This is a genomic window from Bacteroides sp. Ga6A2 (genome assembly GCF_000702225.1).
GTDB lineage: Bacteria > Bacteroidota > Bacteroidia > Bacteroidales > Bacteroidaceae > Ga6A1.
Genome location: NZ_JNKX01000034.1, coordinates 1 through 20,362 on the forward strand (window position 1 = coordinate 1; position 20,362 = coordinate 20,362).

Here is a 20,362-nt window from a genome sequence, read left to right on the forward strand (position 1 = left end):
AGGAATCGAACCGCGCAGGTCAAGCATCGTGTGCATTTTTATTCCGCCATTGCCGTCCTTGTATTTTGCCCATGGACAGAGTTGCAGGCAGAGGATTATGGTGCTGCTGTCGAATGCATATACCATTTCTTCGATATCAAGCCTGAACTTGTCGGTCTTGTATAGCCTTTGTGCCTTGGATACAAGAACCATGGCATAGTCGCGGTAGATCTGCCATGCCTTCTTCTCATTCATTTCTGAAATAGTGGATTTTCCCATCTGCTTCATTCCAGAATGATAGAGTTTTGGTCCAAAGACCTTCAGTGTGGCTTCTATGATGCGAAGGCTGGTCCTGCCTGTAAGTTGGGCAAAGCTCATTACCTTGAACTGATCACGACACGTATACTTCTTGGCTCCCTTGTCTCCATTGTATCTGTCAATACATTTGTTTAGTTCATAGTCTGGTACAACCTCCATGATTTGGGCGAATACAGTCTTTCCTTTGGGCATACTCAGTTTTATTAAGATAAAAACTGTTCCAAAGGTAAGTTTTTCTATCAGAAAAACTTATATGCAATATAAGTATTTGAAATTCACTTAATTATAAGTGTGTTGTATAATTATTCCGGACAGAAGTGATTTTTTTTAGAAATAACATCTTTTTTATATCTTTGCATAAAAGATGCAATGTAGGAGGCATCTCTCATGTCGGCATCGTAAGATGTGCAGGCTTCGGGTTGTCCATTTGCATCTTTTTTTTATATTCCCTAAAATAAGCCGAATTTGCCTTTGTCCTCGCCGCACGTTCCTTGTTCGCTTGCTGCCGAAACCCTCAACCGTTAAGCCGAATTTCCGAATTCGGCTTTTGATGAATTTGGGAATTTGTAATTCCCACAGCTGAAAAAAACGACATTTTGTCGCTTTGCGACAATGCGAGTTGCAAACTCGCGGTATAATGATGCTACCGAAGGGACGCAAGAATTCGGCAGGACTTTGTGGGTTTTCATATAAAAAGCAAAAGGTTCAACACAGCAAAACCATCATCTCTTCGGTTTCTTGGCAAGTCGGTAGCCGATGCTGAGCATTGCATAATGCGGAATGCTGTTGTAATACGTTTCCACCCTACTTTGTGCATTCACGCTGTATGAGCGAGCCGACAACTGATGAAGGATGTCATACAATTCAACCTTGGCGGTCATCGCGCCCTTTAACAACGGACGAGACACAAAAGCATTCCACACCCAATCGTTAGTGTTCATCTGCGCTCTGTCATAGCCACGCTGTGAGTAAAGATTTATATCTGTCCCGACGGTTAACTTGACTAAAGGAATGGTATATTGTGCATTAAAGCCAAACTGGTAATCACACACATTCATATCTCGCAGCCCATATTCTTCCTCGTGACTGAAATTGCCAGAGAACTTAGCTATCACTCCTGTGGAGAACACGTCTTTACGATAATTCAGCTTAGCCACAGCTTTCGGCTTAAATGTATTCACACGGCTCAGTTCGTTGTCCGCCCCATTGTAGGCTATGTCATAATCAACGCTATGTGTATAGCCGGCTTCCGCGTTTACATCGTAATGCCAATATCTACGGTTGCCAACAGAGCCATTCATTCCAAACGACAACGCTGTCTTCCAGTTCCCATTCACGTTGTCATCGACTGATGTGTACGCTCCTGTAGTAGTGTCGTAACTTATCCGACTGCCCCACGCTCTGTTAAGAGTTACGAGATTATATTTCAGCCACCATGACGGCTTGCCTCCACCCGGTTTCATGTCAAGCTTCATCTCTATCGTATTCTTCTGCTGCGACTTCAACAACGGATTGTTCAGTCGTCTGTTTAGCACGTTGGTGTTGTCATTCAATGGCATCAACGCCGAAAAAGCCGGATAAGAGCAGACCGAATAATATTTCATCTCAAGCGTATTTCTGCCCCACTTATGGCGCAGACTGAGATTCTGATTCAACGCATCGTAATTGCGGTGTGCCAAGGTGTCAAGGCTCGCATTCTGATATCTGATGCGCTCACGCGTATAAGTGTGCCTTACGGATATATGCACCGATGTATTCTTCCATTGATATCCAAAGTCGATATTATTACTAATGCCTTTCCCAAGTGAGAAATAGTCGTAAGAATTGTTTCTGTCAAAAATCGACTGCAAATAATCGACTGAAGACGGAACCTGCATTTCGCTCGGGTTCTGTCCGTCACTATGATAAAGGCGGAAGAAATCATTGTCACGTCCGTTACCACTCTGCTCATATCCTATTGAGTACAAAAGAGTAATACGCTGAGAAAGGACATATCGGTGTTCTGTTCCAATGCTATATTTGTAACTTCTCATCGAATTGTCCCTATAGTCGTTCCGCCCGTCGGTCAAGCCTGTATTCTGATACCGAATATCATGCTTTACATAATTTTTGTCACGCCACTGGTTAGAGAACGAATAGTTGGCATTTACCGTCAGTTTGTATGGCGAATTAAAGTTGAAGCTCCACCCGAAATAACCGTTACCGTAAAGTCTGCGTCTGTCCGACTGAGACTCATATCTGTCTGAATTTATGAGTTGGGAACGATATGTAGAGTCTGACGATGAAAAGATGCTTTTACCCGAAGAATATACAAGTTTGAGATTAGACGCAATAGCCGACTTACGGAATTTTGCATTTAACCGAGTGTTGTCTGTCAGCATAAAATCCTTTCGGTTGCTGACAGATGCTTTTCCACCAAAGATATTGCCTTCTGAAGCGAAAAGTTCGGAGTTCTGCAGTGAACGAATGTCATCGTCAGACCACTCTGCAACAACAGACTGGTCGACGGCAAATGTCTTCCGGGCATTGTTAAGATTAAAATTCAGTCCTGCCTGTTTTGTAGAAACTACACCTCGTGTTTGCTTTGCCGGCGACCAGTCGCCATCGCTGCCGGGAGTGCGTTTTTCGTTCACATTGTTAAGATTACCATAGGCAGCGATACGCGAATAATCATCGTACCTCAGTCCAAACATCTTGGTCTTCCAGCGGTCGTGTGTTCCCAAGCCAGCCTCAGCATTTACAATGCCTCCTATTGCATACTCGCGTTTCATAACGACATCGAGCACAAAATCCTTTCCATCGTCGGTTAACGGCTTAGTCAGGGCAAAAGGCGGGTCTTTGTGGTAAACCTGCAATTCCTTTACTACAAAATAAGGCAGATTCTCCAAAATAACCTTGTTGTTACCCTTGAAAAAATCGTTGCCGTTGAGAGTTATATAGTCAAGTCTTTTGCCATTGATATAGACATCTCCATTCGCTTTCATCTCAGCCCCGGGCAGCTGGCGCACAAGAGCATCGAGCATTGCTCCTTCGGGGATATTGAACGCCTGCGCATCGTAAACAATGGTATCTCCCCGATATGCCACCTGAAGGCGCGTTGCCCTGACAACAACCTCGTCGAGTCCTATAGAGCGCATACTATCTACAGCATTGGCAAGTCTTTTCAGTTTTACGGCAGGAAAGCCATATACGGGTGCAGACTTGGCAAAGTCGAAATAATGCCTTTGCACCGCCGTATTATAGCCGGGATATTCAACACGCACCATATATTCACTCGGAGACTTTGGAATATAGAATGTGTAGAACGAATTGCCTTGATAGACCTTACACGTTGCCGTATCTATTTCCACAGAATCTTTGTTGAGCAAAGTAACGAATGCCGGCAATCCGACATTTGTAAATGAGTCGGACACATCGCCCCAGACTCGCACTTCCGGCTGCCTCTGAGCATTTACGGATATAGAAACTGACAGCAGCAAAAAGAATATTGCAACACACGATTTCATTCAACAAACAGAGAATTTAATATTTTACATTACACACGTTTTTCATAACGTCCAAAAACAGTTTTTAGTGTACATTTTAATTGATTTATTTTTCTTTTTAGCGTATAAACATCAAAACAAACGCACTTAACCAACTATTTTTCAACTACTTAATAATCACAAATTCTGTATTATCAATTATAAATTATGACTCCCGATTTTGGGGGAGTTCTCAACCTACCCATCACCCACTCAGGATATTCCCTACATATAGATAACATATAGCTTACATATACCCTACATATAGCTTACATATAGCTTCCCTATACCTTGGCACCATTTTGTGTTTACCAAAAGACAAATTAATGCTCTTTTTCTACAATTTCGAATTATACGTCAAAATAGTAGTTAGGCTTCCCCTCTACCTACCTTGGACGTACCTTGGACGTACCTTGGACGTACCTTGGACGTACCTTGGACGTACCTTGGACGTACCTTGGACGTACCTTGGACGTACGAACAATTTCTGACGAAATTGTTCGTTACAAATCCACGGCAATTATGAAAGCAATTTTGAATTATCAATTATGAATTTTGAATTGTTCATTGTCAATTGTCAACTGTGAATTGTCAATTCTGAATTACCTATCATACTCGAACCTTCCTTCTTGCAACCTTCTTTCTACCTTCTTCCTACATTCTTGCTACCTTCTTGCTATCCCCTTGCTACCCCCTTGCTATCCCCTTACTTGCCTCTACCTTGAATCTATGTTGCCACAATTTTTCAACTCTCAAAAAAACATTGTCAACTGTCCATTGTCAATTCAAAATGATACGTACAAAAAAGGTCGGACTCCAGCAGAATCCGACCTCATTTATCTTATCAATCTGAATATTACTTGTTACGCTCTATTGTAGCCTCGCGGTCCGGGCCAACCGAGATGATGGTGATAGGCACTTCGAGCTGCTTCTCAAGATAGTCGATGTAATCCTTGAATGCCTTAGGGAATTCAGCCTCTGAACGGATGCCTGTAAGGTCGCACTTCCAGCCCGGCAGTTCATCGTAAACAGCCTCGCAGCCTTCAGTCTCGAAAGGCATGTCGGTTGTAACCTTGCCGTCCTTCTTGTATGCTATGCAGGCCTTTATTGTGTCGAAATCGTCGAGCACGTCGCTCTTCATCATTATAAGTTGAGTGATGCCGTTAATCATGATGGCATACTTCAGAGCCACGATGTCTACCCATCCGCAACGACGGTTACGGCCTGTTACTGCGCCGTACTCGTGACCAATCTCGCGGAGTTTGTCGCCAGTCTCGTCGAAAAGTTCAACAGGGAACGGACCAGAGCCAACGCGTGTGCTGTAAGCCTTGAAGATTCCGAACACCTGATCTACGGCAGTAGGGCCGATGCCAAGACCTGTACAAACGCCGCCGCTGATGGTGCTTGACGAACTTACGAACGGATATGTTCCGTGGTCGATGTCGAGCATTGTGCCCTGTGCGCCCTCGGCAATTACGCTCTTGCCTGCCTTCAGCAGTTTGTTGATTTCAATCTCTGTATCGTTGATATGGAAGCCGCGCATGTACTCAATGCCTTCCATCCACTTCTTCTCTTCCTCGGTAATGTCGTAGTCGGTATAGTTGAGGTCTTTAAGAATCTGCTCGTGGCGTGCCTTCAGTTTGGCATACTTCTCCTGAAAGTTGTCGAGAATATCGCCGACGCGAAGACCGATACGGCTTGCCTTGTCTGCATAAGTAGGACCGATACCCTTACCTGTTGTTCCAACCTTGTTCTTGCCCTTTGCAGCCTCGTAAGCGCGGTCGAGCACACGGTGAGTAGGCAAAATAAGATGTGTGCGGTTGCTGATGTGAAGACGCTCCTTCAGAGTGTAGCCTGCGTCCTCGAGTTCCTTGGCCTCGGCCATGAACAAATCGGGAGCAATAACGCATCCATTACCGATAATGTTAATCTTATCTTCTGCAAAGATACCAGAAGGGATTGAGCGAAGAACGAATTTCTTGCCTTCGAAGATGATGGTGTGTCCGGCATTAGGACCGCCAGCAAAACGTGCCACTACATCATACTTGGGAGTAAAGCAATCTACCACCTTACCCTTTCCTTCGTCTCCAAAAACAATACCCAAGAGGGCATCTACTTTTCCTGCTTTCATTATGTTATGTTTTTATTATATTTTCTTACAAAGCCATCAAAATGCGCCGTCAAAGGTAACTCTTTTTTACGACACACCGAAAAAGAAAAGGGAAAAAGTACTTCGTCCGTACTTTTTCCCATATCTATGTCATTTTTTTGTCTCCAATACCGCATCAGCCTCACCGATGAGTATGCGGCACTGCTCGCCATACTGGTTCTGCGGAAGCTGCAACGACGCGAATGTGTTCTTTACCTTAGCCGCCTCATCCGCTCCCGAAGAGACGAACTTGAGCAGACACGAGAATGCTGCCTTCTGTACCGACGGATACTTGTCCTGCATTGCCGTGAGAGACTGGTCGATAAGTTCGTTCTGCGCCTCGCCGTTGAAGGCAACATTGCGCATAATGAGGCGCGTTGCGATGCTGAATCCGCAAACCTGATACATCTCGCGCTCGTCTGCCATCCAGTTAAATGCTATCTCCGATGCGAACGGCAGATGCTGGAAGAGGTTCATGCTGGTGTACTGCGCTATCTCAACATTGTCGATGGTCTCAATCCAGAGGTCGGCAAAGTCGCGGTCGAATGTCTCGACCGGCTGAAGCATGGCTGCAAGTATTCTGCACTCGCGTATGTTGTCCTTCCACAGAGCCTGCGCAAGGTCGTGGTCTTTCTCGAACGACTGCGCAATCATCTGCAATCGCGGATACTCGATTCCGAAATTAACCTTATACTGTGCTCCCAGTTCGCGCATCTTGGCAGAAGCCACGCCGTTCATTCCCTGACGGAACTCGGCTTTTATGCGCCGTATGTTGTCGGCAACCTGTTCCTTTGTCATTTACTCGTTAATATAAGGGAGTGTTGAATAATCCTTGCTGTAGCGGAGCATCTGCTCGGCATATCCCTCGCCGTAAGAAATCTTGACATCGGTGATGTTGCCCTTGGCATCCTTAACGGCTGTATAAACAGGGTTGATGAAGCCCTTGTATGGCGAGATGTTCAGCTTGCTGTAACGCTCCTTTATCTCCTTGTGGATTTCAGGATTTATCTTAACGGCATACTTCTCTACAAGAGCCTTGGCACCTTCGAAATCGCCCTCGCTCTTTACTCGCTGAATCTCGGCAAGCAGTTTGCCAAACAGAGCGCGGAGTTTCTGGAAGTCGTTAATCTTAACGAATGTCTTGCCGTTGTTCTTTACAAGTTCGATAACATTGTCGGCCTTTCCGTTCTCGTAAGCCCACCACGAGATGAGGGCGCGGTTGCGCATGTGAGCCTCCTCGATGTCGTTGCCCAACTCTATGCGGACAAGTTGGGTGAGCATACCGTTCATTATGTAACTGTAATACTGTGCCTTGTATGCGTCTTTGTCAGAAAGGAGTCCGAGTTCGAGAAGCTTAGGGTCTGCCATGTAGTAGAGTCCGAACAAGTCGGCTCTCGCCTCCTCTATTGTTGAGCCATAAGCCTTGAGAGAGTCGGCATCAACTCCAGGAAGGAGTTTGCCCGAGCCATGTCCAAGGCACTCGTGAAGGTCGGTATGAAGGTCGTCGGTCTGACTGTCGTACTTGTCGAGCAAGTCAATCATCTCCTTGTCTATCACAAACTCCTCGCGGAATCCGTTGCCGTGTGCAGCCTTGGCATAGGCATCGGTAAGGTTTCCGATGGTAACTGACTTAGAGCCGTGAACGCTGCGAATCCAGTTGCTGTTCGGAAGGTTTATTCCGATGGCTGTTGAAGGATACAAGTCGCCTGCCAGAACTGCGGCTGTGATAACCTTGGCAGAAACGCCCTTAACCTTTTCTTTCTTGAATCGAGGGTCTACCGGCGAATGGTCTTCGAACCACTGAGCGTTAGAGCTTATTGTCTCGGTGCGCTTTGTTGCCTGCAAATCCTTGAAGTTTACGATGCTCTCCCAACTTGATTTCAGACCGAGCGGGTCGCCGTAGCTCTCGATGAATCCGTTGCAGAAGTCAACGCGCGAGTTAAGGTCTTTTACCCACTCTATTGAGTACTCGTCGAATGTCTTCAGCGAACCTGACTTGTAGAACTCAACGAGCTTGTCGATGACTTTCTTCTGCTGGTCGTTCTCGGCGTATGGTCGTGCAAGCTGAAGATACTTGACGATGTTCTTTATTGCCGAGCCATAGAGTCCGCCTTCCTTCCATACAAGTTCCTTAATCTTGCCGTTCTTCTTAACAAGGCGGCTGTTCATTCCGAACATTACAGGCTGGTCGCCCGCGCCTTCCTTCATCTTGTTGTAGAATTCCTCAGCCTCAGCCTGAGTAACGCCGTCGTAATAGTTCTCGGCAGATGTAAGAATCAAGTCTTCGCCATCGGCCTGATTAACGCGCTTTGGCATTATCTTGGCATCGAAGATTACGGGGAATATCTCGTCGCAAAGTTGGTCTACGGTCTGCTTCTTTGCCAGCGGAAGTTGCTTTGCGTCAACGCTCTTCAGCGCGCTGCGGAAGAAATCGGCACTAAAGCCCGGAACGAACTTCTCGCAGCCGTAATGATGATGGATGCCGCTGCTGAACCACACTCTCTTGAGATAAACCTCTAGGGCCTTGAAATCGGCGCTGTTGCGGTCGCCCTTGTACTGTGTGTACACGGTTTCGAGCATCTTGCGGATGCGTAGGTTATACTTTCCGTTCTGGTCGAACAGAATATCGCGTCCCTGAAGAGCAGCTTCGTACAGATAGTAAATGAATGTCTTCTGACTAAGCGACAACTCGTCAAATCCCTCGACTTTGTATCGCAGCATCTGAATGTCGGCAAACGACTCGTCTGCGTACTTGAAGGAATCTTTTTCCTGCGCCTGTGCGCCCAATGACATCAATCCAAACATCATTACCAAACAATTTTTAAGTTTCATTCTTTTTTACTAAATCTTTTGCGGTACTCCGAAGGCGATGTACCTAATTCTTTTGCAAAAGCCAAACTCATTGACTGGCGGCTGGCAAATCCGGCCTTCAGCGCCATGAGTTCGACCGATACCGAACACTCACTGTTGTCGTTTCTCAGCAGCTTACAGAGTTCCCTTACGCGATAATGGTTAACATAAGCCGGGAATGTCATGCCATATTCACGCTTAACCACGACTGATATAAGACGATGGTCGATATTAAGTTCATCGGCAAACTGCTTTGCCGACAACTTTGGATTTCTGTACTTTTTTTCATCAACCAAAAGTTTCAAGCCTCTTATAATCACCTGTGCCTTTTCCTGCGAAACTCTTGGCGCGTAATTATTACTTTTCACTCTAATTCCGTATTATCGTTTTGCAAAAATCTACATTTTTTTTCAAATTTCCAATCTTTGCCATTAAAATAATACTGAAAATAAGCATATAGACAGCACATTTACACAAAAAAACTTTACTTTTGCACTTATGAAAAAGTTGGAGACATTAAAAAAGTATTTCGGATACGACTCATTCCGACCTCTGCAAGAAGAAATCATCGACAACATTCTTTCAAAAAAGGACACTATGGTCCTGATGCCTACGGGTGGCGGCAAATCAATCTGCTACCAACTTCCGGCATTGCTCTTGGGCGGCACTACGGTGGTGGTTTCGCCTCTAATCTCGCTTATGAAAGACCAAGTGGACTCGCTGCTTGCCAACGGCATTCCGGCAGCGGCACTTAACAGCAACCTCGACGAAAATGAAAACTTCAGAGTGCGCCAGCAATGTCTCAGCGGAAGCATCAAACTTCTGTACATCTCACCCGAGCGGCTGCTGCTCGAAATTCCGTATCTGCTAAGGGATATAAATATATCGCTCTTTGCCATCGACGAGGCTCACTGCATATCGCAATGGGGACACGATTTCCGTCCCGAATACGCAAAACTGAGTTCGCTGCACGAATGTTTCCCAAACGTGCCGATTGTGGCTCTCACCGCCACAGCCGACAAGACTACGCGCAAGGACATAATCTCTCAACTTGGGCTGAGGATAAGCGAGAACGAGATTTTCATCAGCTCGTTCGACCGACCAAACATCAGCCTCGACGTGCGCCGCGGAATGGACAAGAAGCACAAGGACAAGACGATTGTACAGTTTATCGAAAACCACGCAGGCGAAAGCGGAATAATATACTGTCTTAGCCGAAACACAACCGAAAAGGTGGCTGAGATGCTTCAGAAAAACGGAATAAACGCAAAGCCTTATCACGCCATGCTTTCGAGCAGGGAGCGCGATGCGGTTCAGGAGGATTTCATTCACGACAACCTGCAAGTGGTTACGGCTACCGTAGCCTTTGGAATGGGCATAGACAAGAGTAACGTGCGATGGATTATACACTACAACATGCCAAAGAGCATGGAAGGATTCTATCAGGAGATTGGCCGTGCGGGGCGCGACGGTCTGAAAGCCGAGACGATAATGTTCTATAGCATTGCCGACGTTATTCAGCAGAAGAAATTTGCCGAGGAAAGCGGCCAGAAGGACATCAACATAGAAAAACTGAAGCGCATTCAGGAATATGCCGAGGCGAGCCACTGCCGCCGCCGAATTCTGCTAAACTATTTTGGCGAGACAACCGAATGTAACTGCGGAAACTGCGACGTCTGCAAAAATCCGCCCAAGATGTTCGACGGCTCAATCCTTGTGCAGAAGGCTCTCAGCGCGGTGGCACGAACCAACGAGCGCATCGGCATCAATCTGCTTATCGACATTCTGCGCGGAAACCTTAACCAGAACGTCGTGGGCAAGGGCTACGAGCAACTGAAGACTTTCGGCGTTGGTCGGGATGTTCCGGCACGAAACTGGCTCGACTATCTGTTGCAGATGCTTCAACTCGGATTTTTCGAAATAATGTACAACGAGAACAACCGAATCGTAATAACTCCTCTGGGCAAGGACATTCTGTTTGGAAGAAAGCAGGCGATGCTTGCCGAACTCGCTCCCGAAGAGCCGGGAAGACAGACTCGCAAGCGCACCGCAAAAACGCCAATCATACCTGTGCTTGCCAACTTTGAGCCAGGCGAGGAGGATTCTACCCTCTTCGACCATCTGCGCGAACTGCGCAAGCAACTTGCCGACAATCAGGGATTTCCGGCTTACATCATTCTTAACGACAAGACTTTGCATCTGCTTGCAAGCATTCAGCCTACATCGCTCGACGCATTTGGCGAGATTAGCGGCATAGGCGAGTTCAAGAAAGAACGCTACGGCAAGGATTTTGTAAGCCTCATCAGGCAATACAAAGGAATGGAAAAGTTGTAGTTTACTTGCACCGCTTATACATCTCGGCAACCTGCGCACGGTTTATGCCGAGCGAAACGGCCTTGTCCAAATCGGCGCGCGCCTGCGTCTTATTCTTCATAACAAGATGAATCTGAGCCTTGAATACGTACAGTTCGGCATCGCCGGGCGAGAGTTTCAGAGCCTGTTCAACATCGAGCAGAGCCATGTCGTTCTGTTCGAGCGCAAGTTCAATCTCAGCCCTTGCCTGATAAAGTTCGGATTTTTCGGGATAGGCAACGAGCATGTTGGTAAGTTGCTCTATCGCCTCGCGACGCTTTCCGAGTTTTTCGTTTAGCAGAGCCATGCCGAGGCCTCCTTCGTAGTGGTTCGGCTCTATAGACAAGAGTTCGGTATAGTCGCGCTTTGCCTTGTCGAGTTCCCTTCGCCTTACATAGATATAGGCGCGATAGAGAAGTGCCTCCTTCGTCTTTGGGTTGATGTCGAGCGCGTAAGTATAGTCGAGCAGAGCCTTGTCCAAGGCATTCTGCTGAAGGTAGAATCCGGCGCGGTTAAGCCTAAGCGGAACAGACGTCGGTGCCATGTTTATGGCGTATGTGTACGATTCGAGTGCTTCCTTGTTTTTGCCCTGCGCCTCCTGAACTTTTCCGAGGTTTGAAAAGACGAGGGCGTTGCTTCCCTTGTACGGATTCTGTTTCAGAGCCTCTTTGTACAGTTCTTCTGCCTTGACAAGACTGTCGGACTTTGCGTATTTCTCGGCTTTTTCTACAAGTTGTTCGTACGATTGTGCCATTGCGGTTGCCGACAGCAGCAATGCGATTATAGTGGCAAATAATTTGTTCATCTTTTCTGAGTATATTTTCAGAATAACGGAAATATCGGCTTTATTATTGCATCATGCGGCAAATTTGACTTGTTTTTTTGAATTGACAATGGACAATGGACAATTGACAATTATTTTAGTTGAGAATTGAAAATCGAAAGTTGAAAGTTCTTTTCTGATTTGTTAATTGGTAATGTTTTTGAAGTAAGCCGATAGTAAGCCGACTGTAAGGGGGTAGCAAGGGGCAAGCAAGCCGAAAGGTTCGTTCAAGGTACGTTCAGGATACGGGAAAGTAAGCCGGAAGATAGGTTCAAGGTACGAGGTAGGTACGGGGTAGCTACGGGGAAGGTTCGGGGAAGGTTCGGACAAGCAAGCCGAAAGGTTCGAGCTATTCTAAGTTGAGAATTGCTTTCGCTCTTCTCATAGGGCCTTTCAATTTTCTCTCAAATTGTCAAATAGATTTTGAATCAGTTTTTCAATTTTCAACTCTCAAATTGCTCAATTATTCAGTTTAATTTTGTAGTTTTGCAGCCGAAATATGACTATCTTTTATATTATTATGAACAAATCAATTAAAAAACTCATTTGTGTATCATTGTTTTCAATGTGCGCCGTCAGTCTGAAGGCGCAAAATCTGCCAGAATTATACAGCATTGGAGTGGGCGGCGGCTTATCGGCCTCAGCAGCAAAGACAAATGCCAGTTACAGTTTCTTCGAGAAGAACGGCAACCGTCTTGGCTACAACCTTAATATGGATTCACGCTTCTACTTCTGCGAGTGGTTTGCCCTCGGTCTGCAATACGACTACAACAACATTCAGAAGGGCAAGGACAAGGCGCACGTCCACTTTGTCCGTCCGGCACTTACCCTGCGCTATGTAATGAACAGAGATGCCTTGTTCTTCAACCTCGGCGTTGGTCTGTTCAACTATCAGGACAGGGTTTACAACATCAACAGCCGATACAACTATTATTCTAACAATATTTCGAAAAACTACTGCGGAATATCATTCACTCTGGGCTACGAATTTCCTATAACCGGCAATCTGTCGGGCAGCGTGCGAGCCGACATTCAAACGGCCAACTGGTTTGTGAACGATGATTTCCGTCTGTTCAACCCCGACAAGATTGGTTGCGACGACGATTACGAGTATTGCGACAAGTACGACGACGGAATAAACCACAATCTGTTTAAGAACGACCTTACGTTCTGCAACTTCACTTTTAGTCTCGTGTTTGGCAAATAAAACTGAAAACGCATCGCCTTACAAGATTTTCTTAGGCGATGCGTTTTTTATGGCTTTTAGGCACAAAAGTCATATATCTGTATTAAATCTCATTCGTTTTCAATAGGAATACCATTTCGCTGCCAATTACTCATAAATCCATCAAAAGTTTGTTTTTTATAGTTCCAATTCTCATTTATCCCAAAACGGTCATTAGAAAAAATAAGTAGCAAAATGTAAGTTGGTTTAATATTCTGAGCCAATCATTAGCACTTTTCGCTTATATTTTCATAGGCTCCGAATACTTATCTGAACATTATGTAAGGCAAAATTTCTAATGACCGATTTGGGTTTATCGTGCTTAGAAGTACACTTTCGGGATGCTTTGACAATGCCTCCGTCAAACACCTTTTGGCTGCCATATCCCCCTTATAAAGAGACAAGGCTGTAACCTTGGAAAAAACTACACTTTCATCATATTTCTTTTCTAACAGACTATCGCATAAAAATATAGCTCGGGACAAATAGTACGCTGAGGAATCGCTTTTGTTTGCCTTTTTATATTTTTTTCCGTAAAAAACCAGTCTTAGTAAATTATCTGAAGGAAGAAGGCTCATGGCAGTTTCCATGTCTTTTTCATACCTAACAGAGTCGCCCAAAATAGCATATGCGCCAGCTTTATTCCAATAGAAACTACGTCTGTCGCATTGTATCGTGTCAATAGATATAGCACTATCCAATAATTGTATAGCTATTCTTATCTTTGTTGAATCAACGGACTGCATCAACATAAGCGCGCTATCGTTTAAATGAATATCATCAAAGTTGTGCTGATTCTCTACTTTTTTACTATCTCCTGAGTTACAACCAACAATAAAAAGCAAAGATACATAAAAAAAATACATTAAAAATTTCATTGTTCCTTTTATTTAATTTTAAATGAAACATTAGGGCATAAAGGAGCTGTAAGACTCTTAGCTCCAAGCCCATCACCATTTGAATAAAGCCAACCGCCTTCTACATTTACAGAAACTGACGTATTAGATTTTACATTTAAATCCATTGATTTACACTATCTCGATAATGTATCCATTCCACGCTATCACAAGCTTCAGAATCAAACATACCATCAGTTATTTCAAAACATTCTGCAATATCAAGAATTTGGTAAGCAAGAATGTAGTCATCATACTCTTCTACATTATTCCTTAAAACATCTGGATATATCAACGTCTCCATTGAGAAAGTTCCATCAGCACGAATTGAGCCCTCGATAACCTTTCCAATTGCCCCGTTAAAATAATAGTAGTCACAATCATTGGGTAGTGGCGAATCGCAACTAAAAAAACAATTAGCCACAAACCAAATCACAATCTTATTTATTATTTTTTTATCCATAAGCCCTTGAATTTTATTATAAAAGGTGTGCCAGCACCATGAAGCATACCTGCACAGACTGTTCCGAAATTACGTTCTGTCCAAAGTTTTTTTGTTTCTATATCAAAATCATATTTATCATTATGTATCATAAAAGATTTCTGTCCAACTCTAGTCACATCAATTTTCCCATATACAAGCGCTTCGTTATCTCCATGGTTTTAAAGCCCCAACATTTTTTGCAACGATATCATTTCTTATGCTTCAAACTGATATAAAGTTCCGTATCAACGACTAAAGGAGATGAACTATCACTAATAGATGACGAATTTTGGAATAATTCATCCATATGGGCAAAAAGAATATGCTCTTGACTCATTATTGTATCCACTTGTAGTTTGAAGTTTTTTAACACACTATTCAAGGAATCCTTCAAACAAGTCTTCGACAATTCCCTATCAATTGTTGAAAAATCAACACCATTGTTTCTGATATCAGACATTAAGCCTGAAGTTACAGCAACAGCAATACTATCGAAAGAACTCAAAAAACAAACAAAATGATCAAGTTTACACAAATTATAGTCCTTTGATGCTATGCGCAAACATTCCTTCATTTCTGACATTTGCTCTGAAAATGTTGGAACAAAATATTTTCCTTCATTAAATGGTTTCACATCATCGACAATAGTACTATCAACCTTACCATGACTCTCAAAATACTGATGATCAAATAGATTATGATGTACTTCCAACATTACTTTACCATCACAAGTCCATAGTGCATAAGAATTTTTAGATATGGAATCGCCACGAGTCTGATAATACACCATACGATTATCGTATTTTCTTGATTTAATTACCATCCTCGAATCTTTCCTTGTTTTTCCGCAGCTACAGCACGAAATTAAAACAAATAAAAATAATAAATACTTCATACTTTTTTAAGCCAATTAGTAACCACAGAATTATTCTGCGTCTGTATCGTATTTTGGATCCAAACTAATCTGCACATTTTGTTCCTTGCACATTATGTCGAAAGAATCTTTGGATAATGGTCCCCATATCTTATCATCAGCAAGCCTTATAATCCAATAGTCATGTAGCTTTTCATAATTACGATACCCTATCCGATGTGCAATTATGTAATCATCATCATGACTAAAGTTCGTAACTTTCCGATCAATAACTACAGTGTATGGTATATACTTGCCATCCGAAGTCCACCTTGATTTACTTGGCGACTTGGCAATGGTATACTCGCAATACACATATTTATCACTCAATTCAACAAAATCTCCATGACAACTAACAAATAGAGCCATGAAAAAGAACAATACGATTTTTTTCATTTGACTACTAAGAATGTTTCAAACAGTATAAATCTTTGTTTTTGACAGTTGTTACCAATAGCGACAAAACGCTAAAACCAATATTCTGAACAAAAATAGACAAAAATATTGCATAATCCAAAATCTTAACCAGACTTCTATCAACTCAAAAAAATAAAAAAAAATGATTTCTGATGTCACAAACATGTCATTGGCGTGTCATCACAATAGATAGGAATTAGATTCATAGATATGTAATTATTAGTGATTAGTTTTTTTATGATAGTTTTGCAACCTAAACCTTAATTTGTGCAACACTCTTGTTTATTTCGAAAAAAGGAATCCTCCAATGTTGGTCATTGGAGGATTTAATTTTTACAAATGTACATCTTGCTAATCGTTGCTGCCCATCTTCTTGATAGACAAGGCAAGCCAGACGAAGGCTACCAAGAATATCAGCGCCATGAAGTAGCATGTGCTGTCGTTGTTCAGTTTGATGCCAGCCCATACCGCACCACCGCAGCATATCAGGCTGAAGATTGCAGACGCAATCATGAAATACTTGCTTACGTTGTACATGTCAAGATGTCATTTTACTTGTTCAACTTCCAAGTAGCACCATCCTTCGAGTCTTTAATCTCGAAGCCGAGTGCTGCCAGATTGTCGCGTATGGCATCGCTTGTAGCCCAGTCCTTATTGGCCTTTGCTTTGGCACGCTGCTCAAGAAGCATGTCTACAACCTTGCCGAAAGCCTCCTCGCGCGCGCTGTTGCCGCCCTCTTCCTTCTTCAGTCCGAGAATATCAAATACGAATGTGTGGAACAACAGCTTCAGAGCCTCGAGAACATCGGCTGTAATGGTTGCCTTCTTGTCTACGATAGTGTTGATTACACGGCAAGCATCGAACAGAAGGCTGATGACGATAGGCGTATTCAAGTCATCGTTCATCGAGTCGTAACACTTCTGGCGAAGTTCATCAACATACTTCATCTCAACCGAGCCTGATGCCGACGGAACAATGCGGTCGAGAGCGTCGAGTCCTTCGAAGAGTCTCTGCATACCCTTCTCGGCAGCCTGAAGAGCATCGTTGCTGAAATCAACAGTACTTCTGTACTGAGCCTGAAGGATGAAGAAACGGATGGTCATTGCCGAATAAGGACGCTGCAGCAACGGATGGTCGCCCGTGAAGAACTGGTCGAGCGTGATGAAGTTGTTGTAACTCTTGCCCATCTTCTTTCCGTCGATGGTTATCATGTTGTTGTGCATCCAGTAGTGAACCATCTGGTCGCCCTGACTTGCAACAGCCTGCGCAATCTCGCACTCGTGATGAGGGAAAATCAAGTCCATTCCACCGCCGTGAATATCGAAGTGGTTGCCCAGATACTTGCGTCCCATGGCAGTACACTCGCAATGCCAGCCCGGGAATCCGTCGCTCCACGGACTTGGCCAGCGCATGATGTGCTCTGGCTGGGCGCACTTCCACAGAGCAAAGTCAGCCTGATTGCGTTTCTCACTCTGTCCGTCGAGCTCGCGGCTGTTATCTTTCACATTCTCAAGGTCACGACCCGATAGAATGCCATACTTGTGGTCTTTGTTGTACTTTGCAACATCGAAATAAACAGAGCCCTGACTCTCGTAGGCATATCCGTTTGCCATAATCTCCTTAACAAGCTGAATCTGCTCTATGATATGTCCCGTTGCATGAGGCTCGATGCTTGGCGGGAGTACGTTCAGTTTAGCCATTGCCGCATTAAAGCGGTTGGTGTAATACTGAGCCACCTCCATAGGCTCCAACTGTTCAAGACGAGCCTTCTTTGCAATCTTGTCCTCGCCATCGTCGGCATCATGCTCAAGATGACCTACATCGGTAATGTTGCGAACATAGCGAACCTTGTAGCCAATGTGCTGCAAGTAGCGAAAAAGTATATCGAATGTGATTGCAGGACGTGCGTGTCCCAAGTGTGCGTCGCCATAAACCGTAGGACCGCACACATACATTCCCACTCTTCCGGGAGTAAGGGGCTTGAAAAGCTCCTTTGTTCGGGTGAGCGTATTGTAAATCAAAAGATTCTGTTCCATATATTTTTGTTTTTATTTTTTGCTGTTAATAACACAATTCTTCATCGAGAAGTTGAGGACATCACTAAGTTCGAGTTCCTCGTCGCATCGTGCTTCGAGATTCGATATTTTCACGTCCTCAACCGGACTTTCGGGAATTCCGGTTGCCGCAATGAGCGTCTTGCACTTTTCAACCAGAATCTCGTTCATCGTAAAGTGGCGATACGCCGGAGTGAGCGGCACTATCGGACGGATTGGAAGTCGGTTTGCAAGTTCGCCCATATACATCGGCGAGCCGAGCATATCCCAACGGAAGGCACGCTTGGGCGAAATCATTCTGATGCGTTCGAAAGTCATGTTCTCGCCGCCACCGCCGCGGTTTCTTCGGGTTTTGAAATAGAATCCGTTGAGCGGAGAATGAAACACGCAGTCGTGCATATACACGTTGCGCACCCATCCGGCAGTCTCGCTTCCGATGGTCATTCCACCGGGGCCTCGCTGTGCAAGGCAATATCTGATTACGATGTTTTCCGAAGCCTTGTTCACTCTCAAACCGTCCTCGGCACGGCCCGATTTTATTGTAAAGCAGTCGTCGCCGCAGGCAAGCGTAACATACTCAATCAGAACATTTTTCGACGATTCGATGTCGATACCGTCTGTTCTTCCGCCATTGCTGTCTACCGAACATCCACGGATAATCACGTTCTCGCAATAAACCGGAACGATGTTCCAGAAGATTGAATTCTCGAACGTAACGCCCTCGACAAGCACGTTTTTACAGTTCATCGGAGCAAAGAACATCGGCAGAAAAATTGCATTCATGTTCTTCTCTTCCGTGCCGTTGAACGTAACCGCAGGATTGTCCTTCAGGCTTTTTCCATCGAAAACTCGCTTCTCAACAGGGCTATCGAGTCTGATGAAATTCTCGATTACGATACCGTCCATTCGCTGGGCGTAAATCTCGTTCTCCTTGCCCGGGCCAACGAGTTTTCCTTTTCCCGTGAGGGCGATATTCGTTGCGCCGTTGGCATATATTAGCGAGCCGAGCGAGTAAAGTTCAACGCCTTCGTTTCGGGTGAATACGGCCGGCAGATAATCCTTTATCTTGTCGCTGAACTGAAGTACAGCTCCTTCTTGCAAATGAAGTTCAACATTGTCTTTCAGAGTAATGCGACCCGTGAGCCATGTTCCGGCAGGAACGATTACTCTTCCGCCGCCCTTGGCCGAGAGTTTGTCGATACATTTCTGGATAACCGCCGTGCAAAGTACGTTCTTCTTCGCACCGCTCTTTGCGATGTTCACCGACCTTGACGGAAAAACCGGGCGACTAACCCGGAGCATCCCGAAAGGAGCCCGAACCTCGGCTATCGTATCGGGACATACAATTGCGCCCACCTCGTTTGCCGATGGAATGTGAGCCGTTGTCTGCGCCGCCGCGTTTGTTGAAATTAAAAGGCAGCCCGCAAAGGCTGCCAGTAACTTTTTAATCATCATAAAATTAGCCCAAATACTTACGCAACATGTCAGCACCTGCCGTATCGCGCAACTTCTTCAACGACTTTTCTCTAATCTGGCGTACGCGCTCTCGTGTAAGTCCGAGAGTGTCGGCAATCTCTTCAAGAGTCTTTTCGTTGCAGCCGATACCGAAACTCATCTTAAGCACCTGGATTTCACGAGGCTTCAGTTCTTTCAGAATCTGCTCAAGGTCTGTGCTGAGCGATTCAAGATCCATGCCGTTGTCTGCCGCAGGCGCATTGTCGTCTGAAAGCACTGAGATAAGACTGTTTTCTTCGCCGTCCTGGAAAGGTGCATCGAGCGATGCTCCACGACTTGACGCGCTTAGTGTCTCAGCAATCTTGCTTTCGTCTACATCGACAAGCCTTGCCAGTTCGTGCAGAGATGGCTGGCGCTCGTGTTCCTGAACAAAATCGGCAATTGTCTTGTTAATCTTGTTCAGAAGACCAACCTGATTAAGCGGAAGGCGCACAAGGCGAGACTGCTCTGCAAGAGCCTGCATAATGCTCTGACGAATCCACCACACGGCGTATGAGATGAACTTGAAACCGCGTGTCTCGTCAAATTTTTCGGCAGCCTTAATCAAGCCTACATTGCCCTCGTTTACCAAGTCAGAAAGTGTCAGTTCACCGTTCTGATACTGCTTTGCCACAGACACGACAAAACGAAGGTTTGAGCGTACAAGCTTGTCCAACGCTTCCTTGTCGCCCGAGTGAATTCGCTGTGCCAACTCAACTTCTTCATCTACTGTAAGAAGCGGTTCCTTTGCGATTTCAGACAGGTACTTGTCCAAAGCAGCACTGCTTCGGTTGGTGATACTTTTGTTAATCTTTAACTGATGCATATAACGATAGATTTTACAACCGCACTATATTACGGTTTTATAAAGACGAGCAAAAATA

At 44.8% G+C, this 20,362-nt stretch carries 19 protein-coding genes; 2 read left to right on the forward strand and 17 right to left on the reverse strand.

Annotated elements, in window-relative coordinates; all coding sequences use genetic code 11:
* From T538_RS0109515 to T538_RS0109545, 6 genes are all read right to left on the reverse strand, one after another.
* On the reverse strand, window positions 1–489 hold a 489-nt coding region (locus T538_RS0109515; RefSeq protein WP_031533589.1), incomplete at its 3' end, for a DUF4372 domain-containing protein.
* 530 nt (window positions 490–1,019) lie between these two features.
* Window positions 1,020–3,803 carry a porin family protein gene (locus tag T538_RS0109525; RefSeq protein WP_031533588.1) on the reverse strand — a complete coding sequence of 928 codons (2,784 nt, stop codon included), beginning with the start codon at window positions 3,801–3,803 and terminating at the stop codon, window positions 1,020–1,022.
* An 874-nt stretch (window positions 3,804–4,677) separates the two neighbouring features.
* Window positions 4,678–5,952, reverse strand: a complete 1,275-nt coding sequence (locus T538_RS0109530) for an adenylosuccinate synthase (protein WP_031533587.1) — start codon at window positions 5,950–5,952, stop codon at window positions 4,678–4,680.
* Between the two features lie 129 nt (window positions 5,953–6,081).
* The gene (locus T538_RS0109535; RefSeq protein ID WP_051656001.1) at window positions 6,082–6,768 is read right to left on the reverse strand and encodes a DNA alkylation repair protein; all 687 of its coding nucleotides are present in this window, start codon (window positions 6,766–6,768) and stop codon (window positions 6,082–6,084) included.
* The gene (locus T538_RS0109540) at window positions 6,769–8,775 is read right to left on the reverse strand and encodes a dipeptidyl-peptidase 3 family protein (protein WP_369794990.1); all 2,007 of its coding nucleotides are present in this window, start codon (window positions 8,773–8,775) and stop codon (window positions 6,769–6,771) included.
* 23 nt (window positions 8,776–8,798) lie between these two features.
* Window positions 8,799–9,188 carry a helix-turn-helix domain-containing protein gene (locus tag T538_RS0109545; protein WP_051656002.1) on the reverse strand — a complete coding sequence of 130 codons (390 nt, stop codon included), beginning with the start codon at window positions 9,186–9,188 and terminating at the stop codon, window positions 8,799–8,801.
* 139 nt (window positions 9,189–9,327) lie between these two features.
* Between T538_RS0109545 and recQ the strand changes: the two genes are divergently transcribed.
* Window positions 9,328–11,154 (forward strand): DNA helicase RecQ, encoded by a 1,827-nt coding sequence (recQ, locus tag T538_RS0109550; protein WP_231497094.1) that lies wholly within the window; start codon window positions 9,328–9,330, stop codon window positions 11,152–11,154.
* A gap of 1 nt (window position 11,155) precedes the next feature.
* On the opposite strand, the gene T538_RS0109555 is transcribed toward recQ, so the two are convergent.
* Complete coding sequence (locus tag T538_RS0109555; RefSeq protein ID WP_031533582.1) at window positions 11,156–11,977, reverse strand: tetratricopeptide repeat protein; 822 nt, start codon at window positions 11,975–11,977, stop codon at window positions 11,156–11,158.
* A gap of 538 nt (window positions 11,978–12,515) precedes the next feature.
* On the opposite strand from T538_RS0109555, the gene T538_RS0109560 reads away from it, so the two are divergent.
* Window positions 12,516–13,202 carry a hypothetical protein gene (locus tag T538_RS0109560; protein ID WP_051656004.1) on the forward strand — a complete coding sequence of 229 codons (687 nt, stop codon included), beginning with the start codon at window positions 12,516–12,518 and terminating at the stop codon, window positions 13,200–13,202.
* A 284-nt stretch (window positions 13,203–13,486) separates the two neighbouring features.
* Here the strand turns inward: T538_RS0109560 and T538_RS0109565 are convergent, their stop codons facing one another.
* The 10 genes from T538_RS0109565 to T538_RS0109605 form a co-directional block, all read right to left on the reverse strand.
* Window positions 13,487–14,098 (reverse strand): hypothetical protein, encoded by a 612-nt coding sequence (locus T538_RS0109565; protein WP_034538982.1) that lies wholly within the window; start codon window positions 14,096–14,098, stop codon window positions 13,487–13,489.
* Window positions 14,099–14,106: 8 nt separating this feature from the next.
* Window positions 14,107–14,244 carry a hypothetical protein gene (locus T538_RS18395; protein WP_155993096.1) on the reverse strand — a complete coding sequence of 46 codons (138 nt, stop codon included), beginning with the start codon at window positions 14,242–14,244 and terminating at the stop codon, window positions 14,107–14,109.
* The gene (locus tag T538_RS0109570) at window positions 14,235–14,579 is read right to left on the reverse strand and encodes a hypothetical protein (RefSeq protein WP_031533579.1); all 345 of its coding nucleotides are present in this window, start codon (window positions 14,577–14,579) and stop codon (window positions 14,235–14,237) included. Before T538_RS0109570 ends, T538_RS18395 begins: the two co-directional genes overlap by 10 nt.
* Window positions 14,564–14,710 (reverse strand): hypothetical protein, encoded by a 147-nt coding sequence (locus T538_RS18400; protein WP_155993098.1) that lies wholly within the window; start codon window positions 14,708–14,710, stop codon window positions 14,564–14,566. The genes T538_RS0109570 and T538_RS18400 overlap by 16 nt, the downstream gene beginning before the upstream one ends.
* Window positions 14,711–14,808: 98 nt before the next feature.
* A complete protein-coding gene (locus T538_RS0109580) occupies window positions 14,809–15,495 on the reverse strand; it encodes a hypothetical protein (RefSeq protein ID WP_031541102.1) in 687 nt (228 codons plus the stop codon).
* Window positions 15,496–15,525: 30 nt separating this feature from the next.
* The gene (locus T538_RS0109585) at window positions 15,526–15,909 is read right to left on the reverse strand and encodes a hypothetical protein (RefSeq protein WP_031533577.1); all 384 of its coding nucleotides are present in this window, start codon (window positions 15,907–15,909) and stop codon (window positions 15,526–15,528) included.
* 372 nt (window positions 15,910–16,281) lie between these two features.
* Complete coding sequence (locus T538_RS0109590) at window positions 16,282–16,467, reverse strand: hypothetical protein (protein WP_031533576.1); 186 nt, start codon at window positions 16,465–16,467, stop codon at window positions 16,282–16,284.
* A 14-nt stretch (window positions 16,468–16,481) separates the two neighbouring features.
* Window positions 16,482–17,966: a cysteine--tRNA ligase gene (gene cysS, locus T538_RS0109595; protein WP_031533575.1), complete on the reverse strand. Its 1,485-nt coding sequence runs from the start codon at window positions 17,964–17,966 to the stop codon at window positions 16,482–16,484.
* Between the two features lie 12 nt (window positions 17,967–17,978).
* A complete protein-coding gene (locus T538_RS0109600) occupies window positions 17,979–19,439 on the reverse strand; it encodes a glycoside hydrolase family 28 protein (protein WP_051656005.1) in 1,461 nt (486 codons plus the stop codon).
* Window positions 19,440–19,443: 4 nt separating this feature from the next.
* On the reverse strand, window positions 19,444–20,304 hold the full coding sequence (locus T538_RS0109605; RefSeq protein WP_031533573.1) for a sigma-70 family RNA polymerase sigma factor: 861 nt from the start codon (window positions 20,302–20,304) through the stop codon (window positions 19,444–19,446).
* Window positions 20,305–20,362 lie beyond the last annotated feature (58 nt).

Coding starts and splice junctions, on each gene's coding strand:
- T538_RS0109525 (WP_031533588.1), bottom strand. CDS start 3,803: ATGAAATCGTGTGTTGCAATATTCTTTTTGCTGCTGTCAGTTTCTATA.
- T538_RS0109530 (WP_031533587.1), bottom strand. CDS start 5,952: ATGAAAGCAGGAAAAGTAGATGCCCTCTTGGGTATTGTTTTTGGAGAC.
- T538_RS0109535 (WP_051656001.1), bottom strand. CDS start 6,768: ATGACAAAGGAACAGGTTGCCGACAACATACGGCGCATAAAAGCCGAG.
- T538_RS0109540 (WP_369794990.1), bottom strand. CDS start 8,775: ATGTTTGGATTGATGTCATTGGGCGCACAGGCGCAGGAAAAAGATTCC.
- T538_RS0109555 (WP_031533582.1), bottom strand. CDS start 11,977: ATGAACAAATTATTTGCCACTATAATCGCATTGCTGCTGTCGGCAACC.
- T538_RS0109560 (WP_051656004.1), top strand. CDS start 12,516: ATGAACAAATCAATTAAAAAACTCATTTGTGTATCATTGTTTTCAATG.
- T538_RS0109565 (WP_034538982.1), bottom strand. CDS start 14,098: ATGAAATTTTTAATGTATTTTTTTTATGTATCTTTGCTTTTTATTGTT.
- T538_RS18395 (WP_155993096.1), bottom strand. CDS start 14,244: ATGGATTTAAATGTAAAATCTAATACGTCAGTTTCTGTAAATGTAGAA.
- T538_RS0109570 (WP_031533579.1), bottom strand. CDS start 14,579: ATGGATAAAAAAATAATAAATAAGATTGTGATTTGGTTTGTGGCTAAT.
- T538_RS18400 (WP_155993098.1), bottom strand. CDS start 14,710: ATGATACATAATGATAAATATGATTTTGATATAGAAACAAAAAAACTT.
- T538_RS0109580 (WP_031541102.1), bottom strand. CDS start 15,495: ATGAAGTATTTATTATTTTTATTTGTTTTAATTTCGTGCTGTAGCTGC.
- T538_RS0109585 (WP_031533577.1), bottom strand. CDS start 15,909: ATGAAAAAAATCGTATTGTTCTTTTTCATGGCTCTATTTGTTAGTTGT.
- T538_RS0109590 (WP_031533576.1), bottom strand. CDS start 16,467: ATGTACAACGTAAGCAAGTATTTCATGATTGCGTCTGCAATCTTCAGC.
- cysS (WP_031533575.1), bottom strand. CDS start 17,966: ATGGAACAGAATCTTTTGATTTACAATACGCTCACCCGAACAAAGGAG.
- T538_RS0109600 (WP_051656005.1), bottom strand. CDS start 19,439: ATGATGATTAAAAAGTTACTGGCAGCCTTTGCGGGCTGCCTTTTAATT.
- T538_RS0109605 (WP_031533573.1), bottom strand. CDS start 20,304: ATGCATCAGTTAAAGATTAACAAAAGTATCACCAACCGAAGCAGTGCT.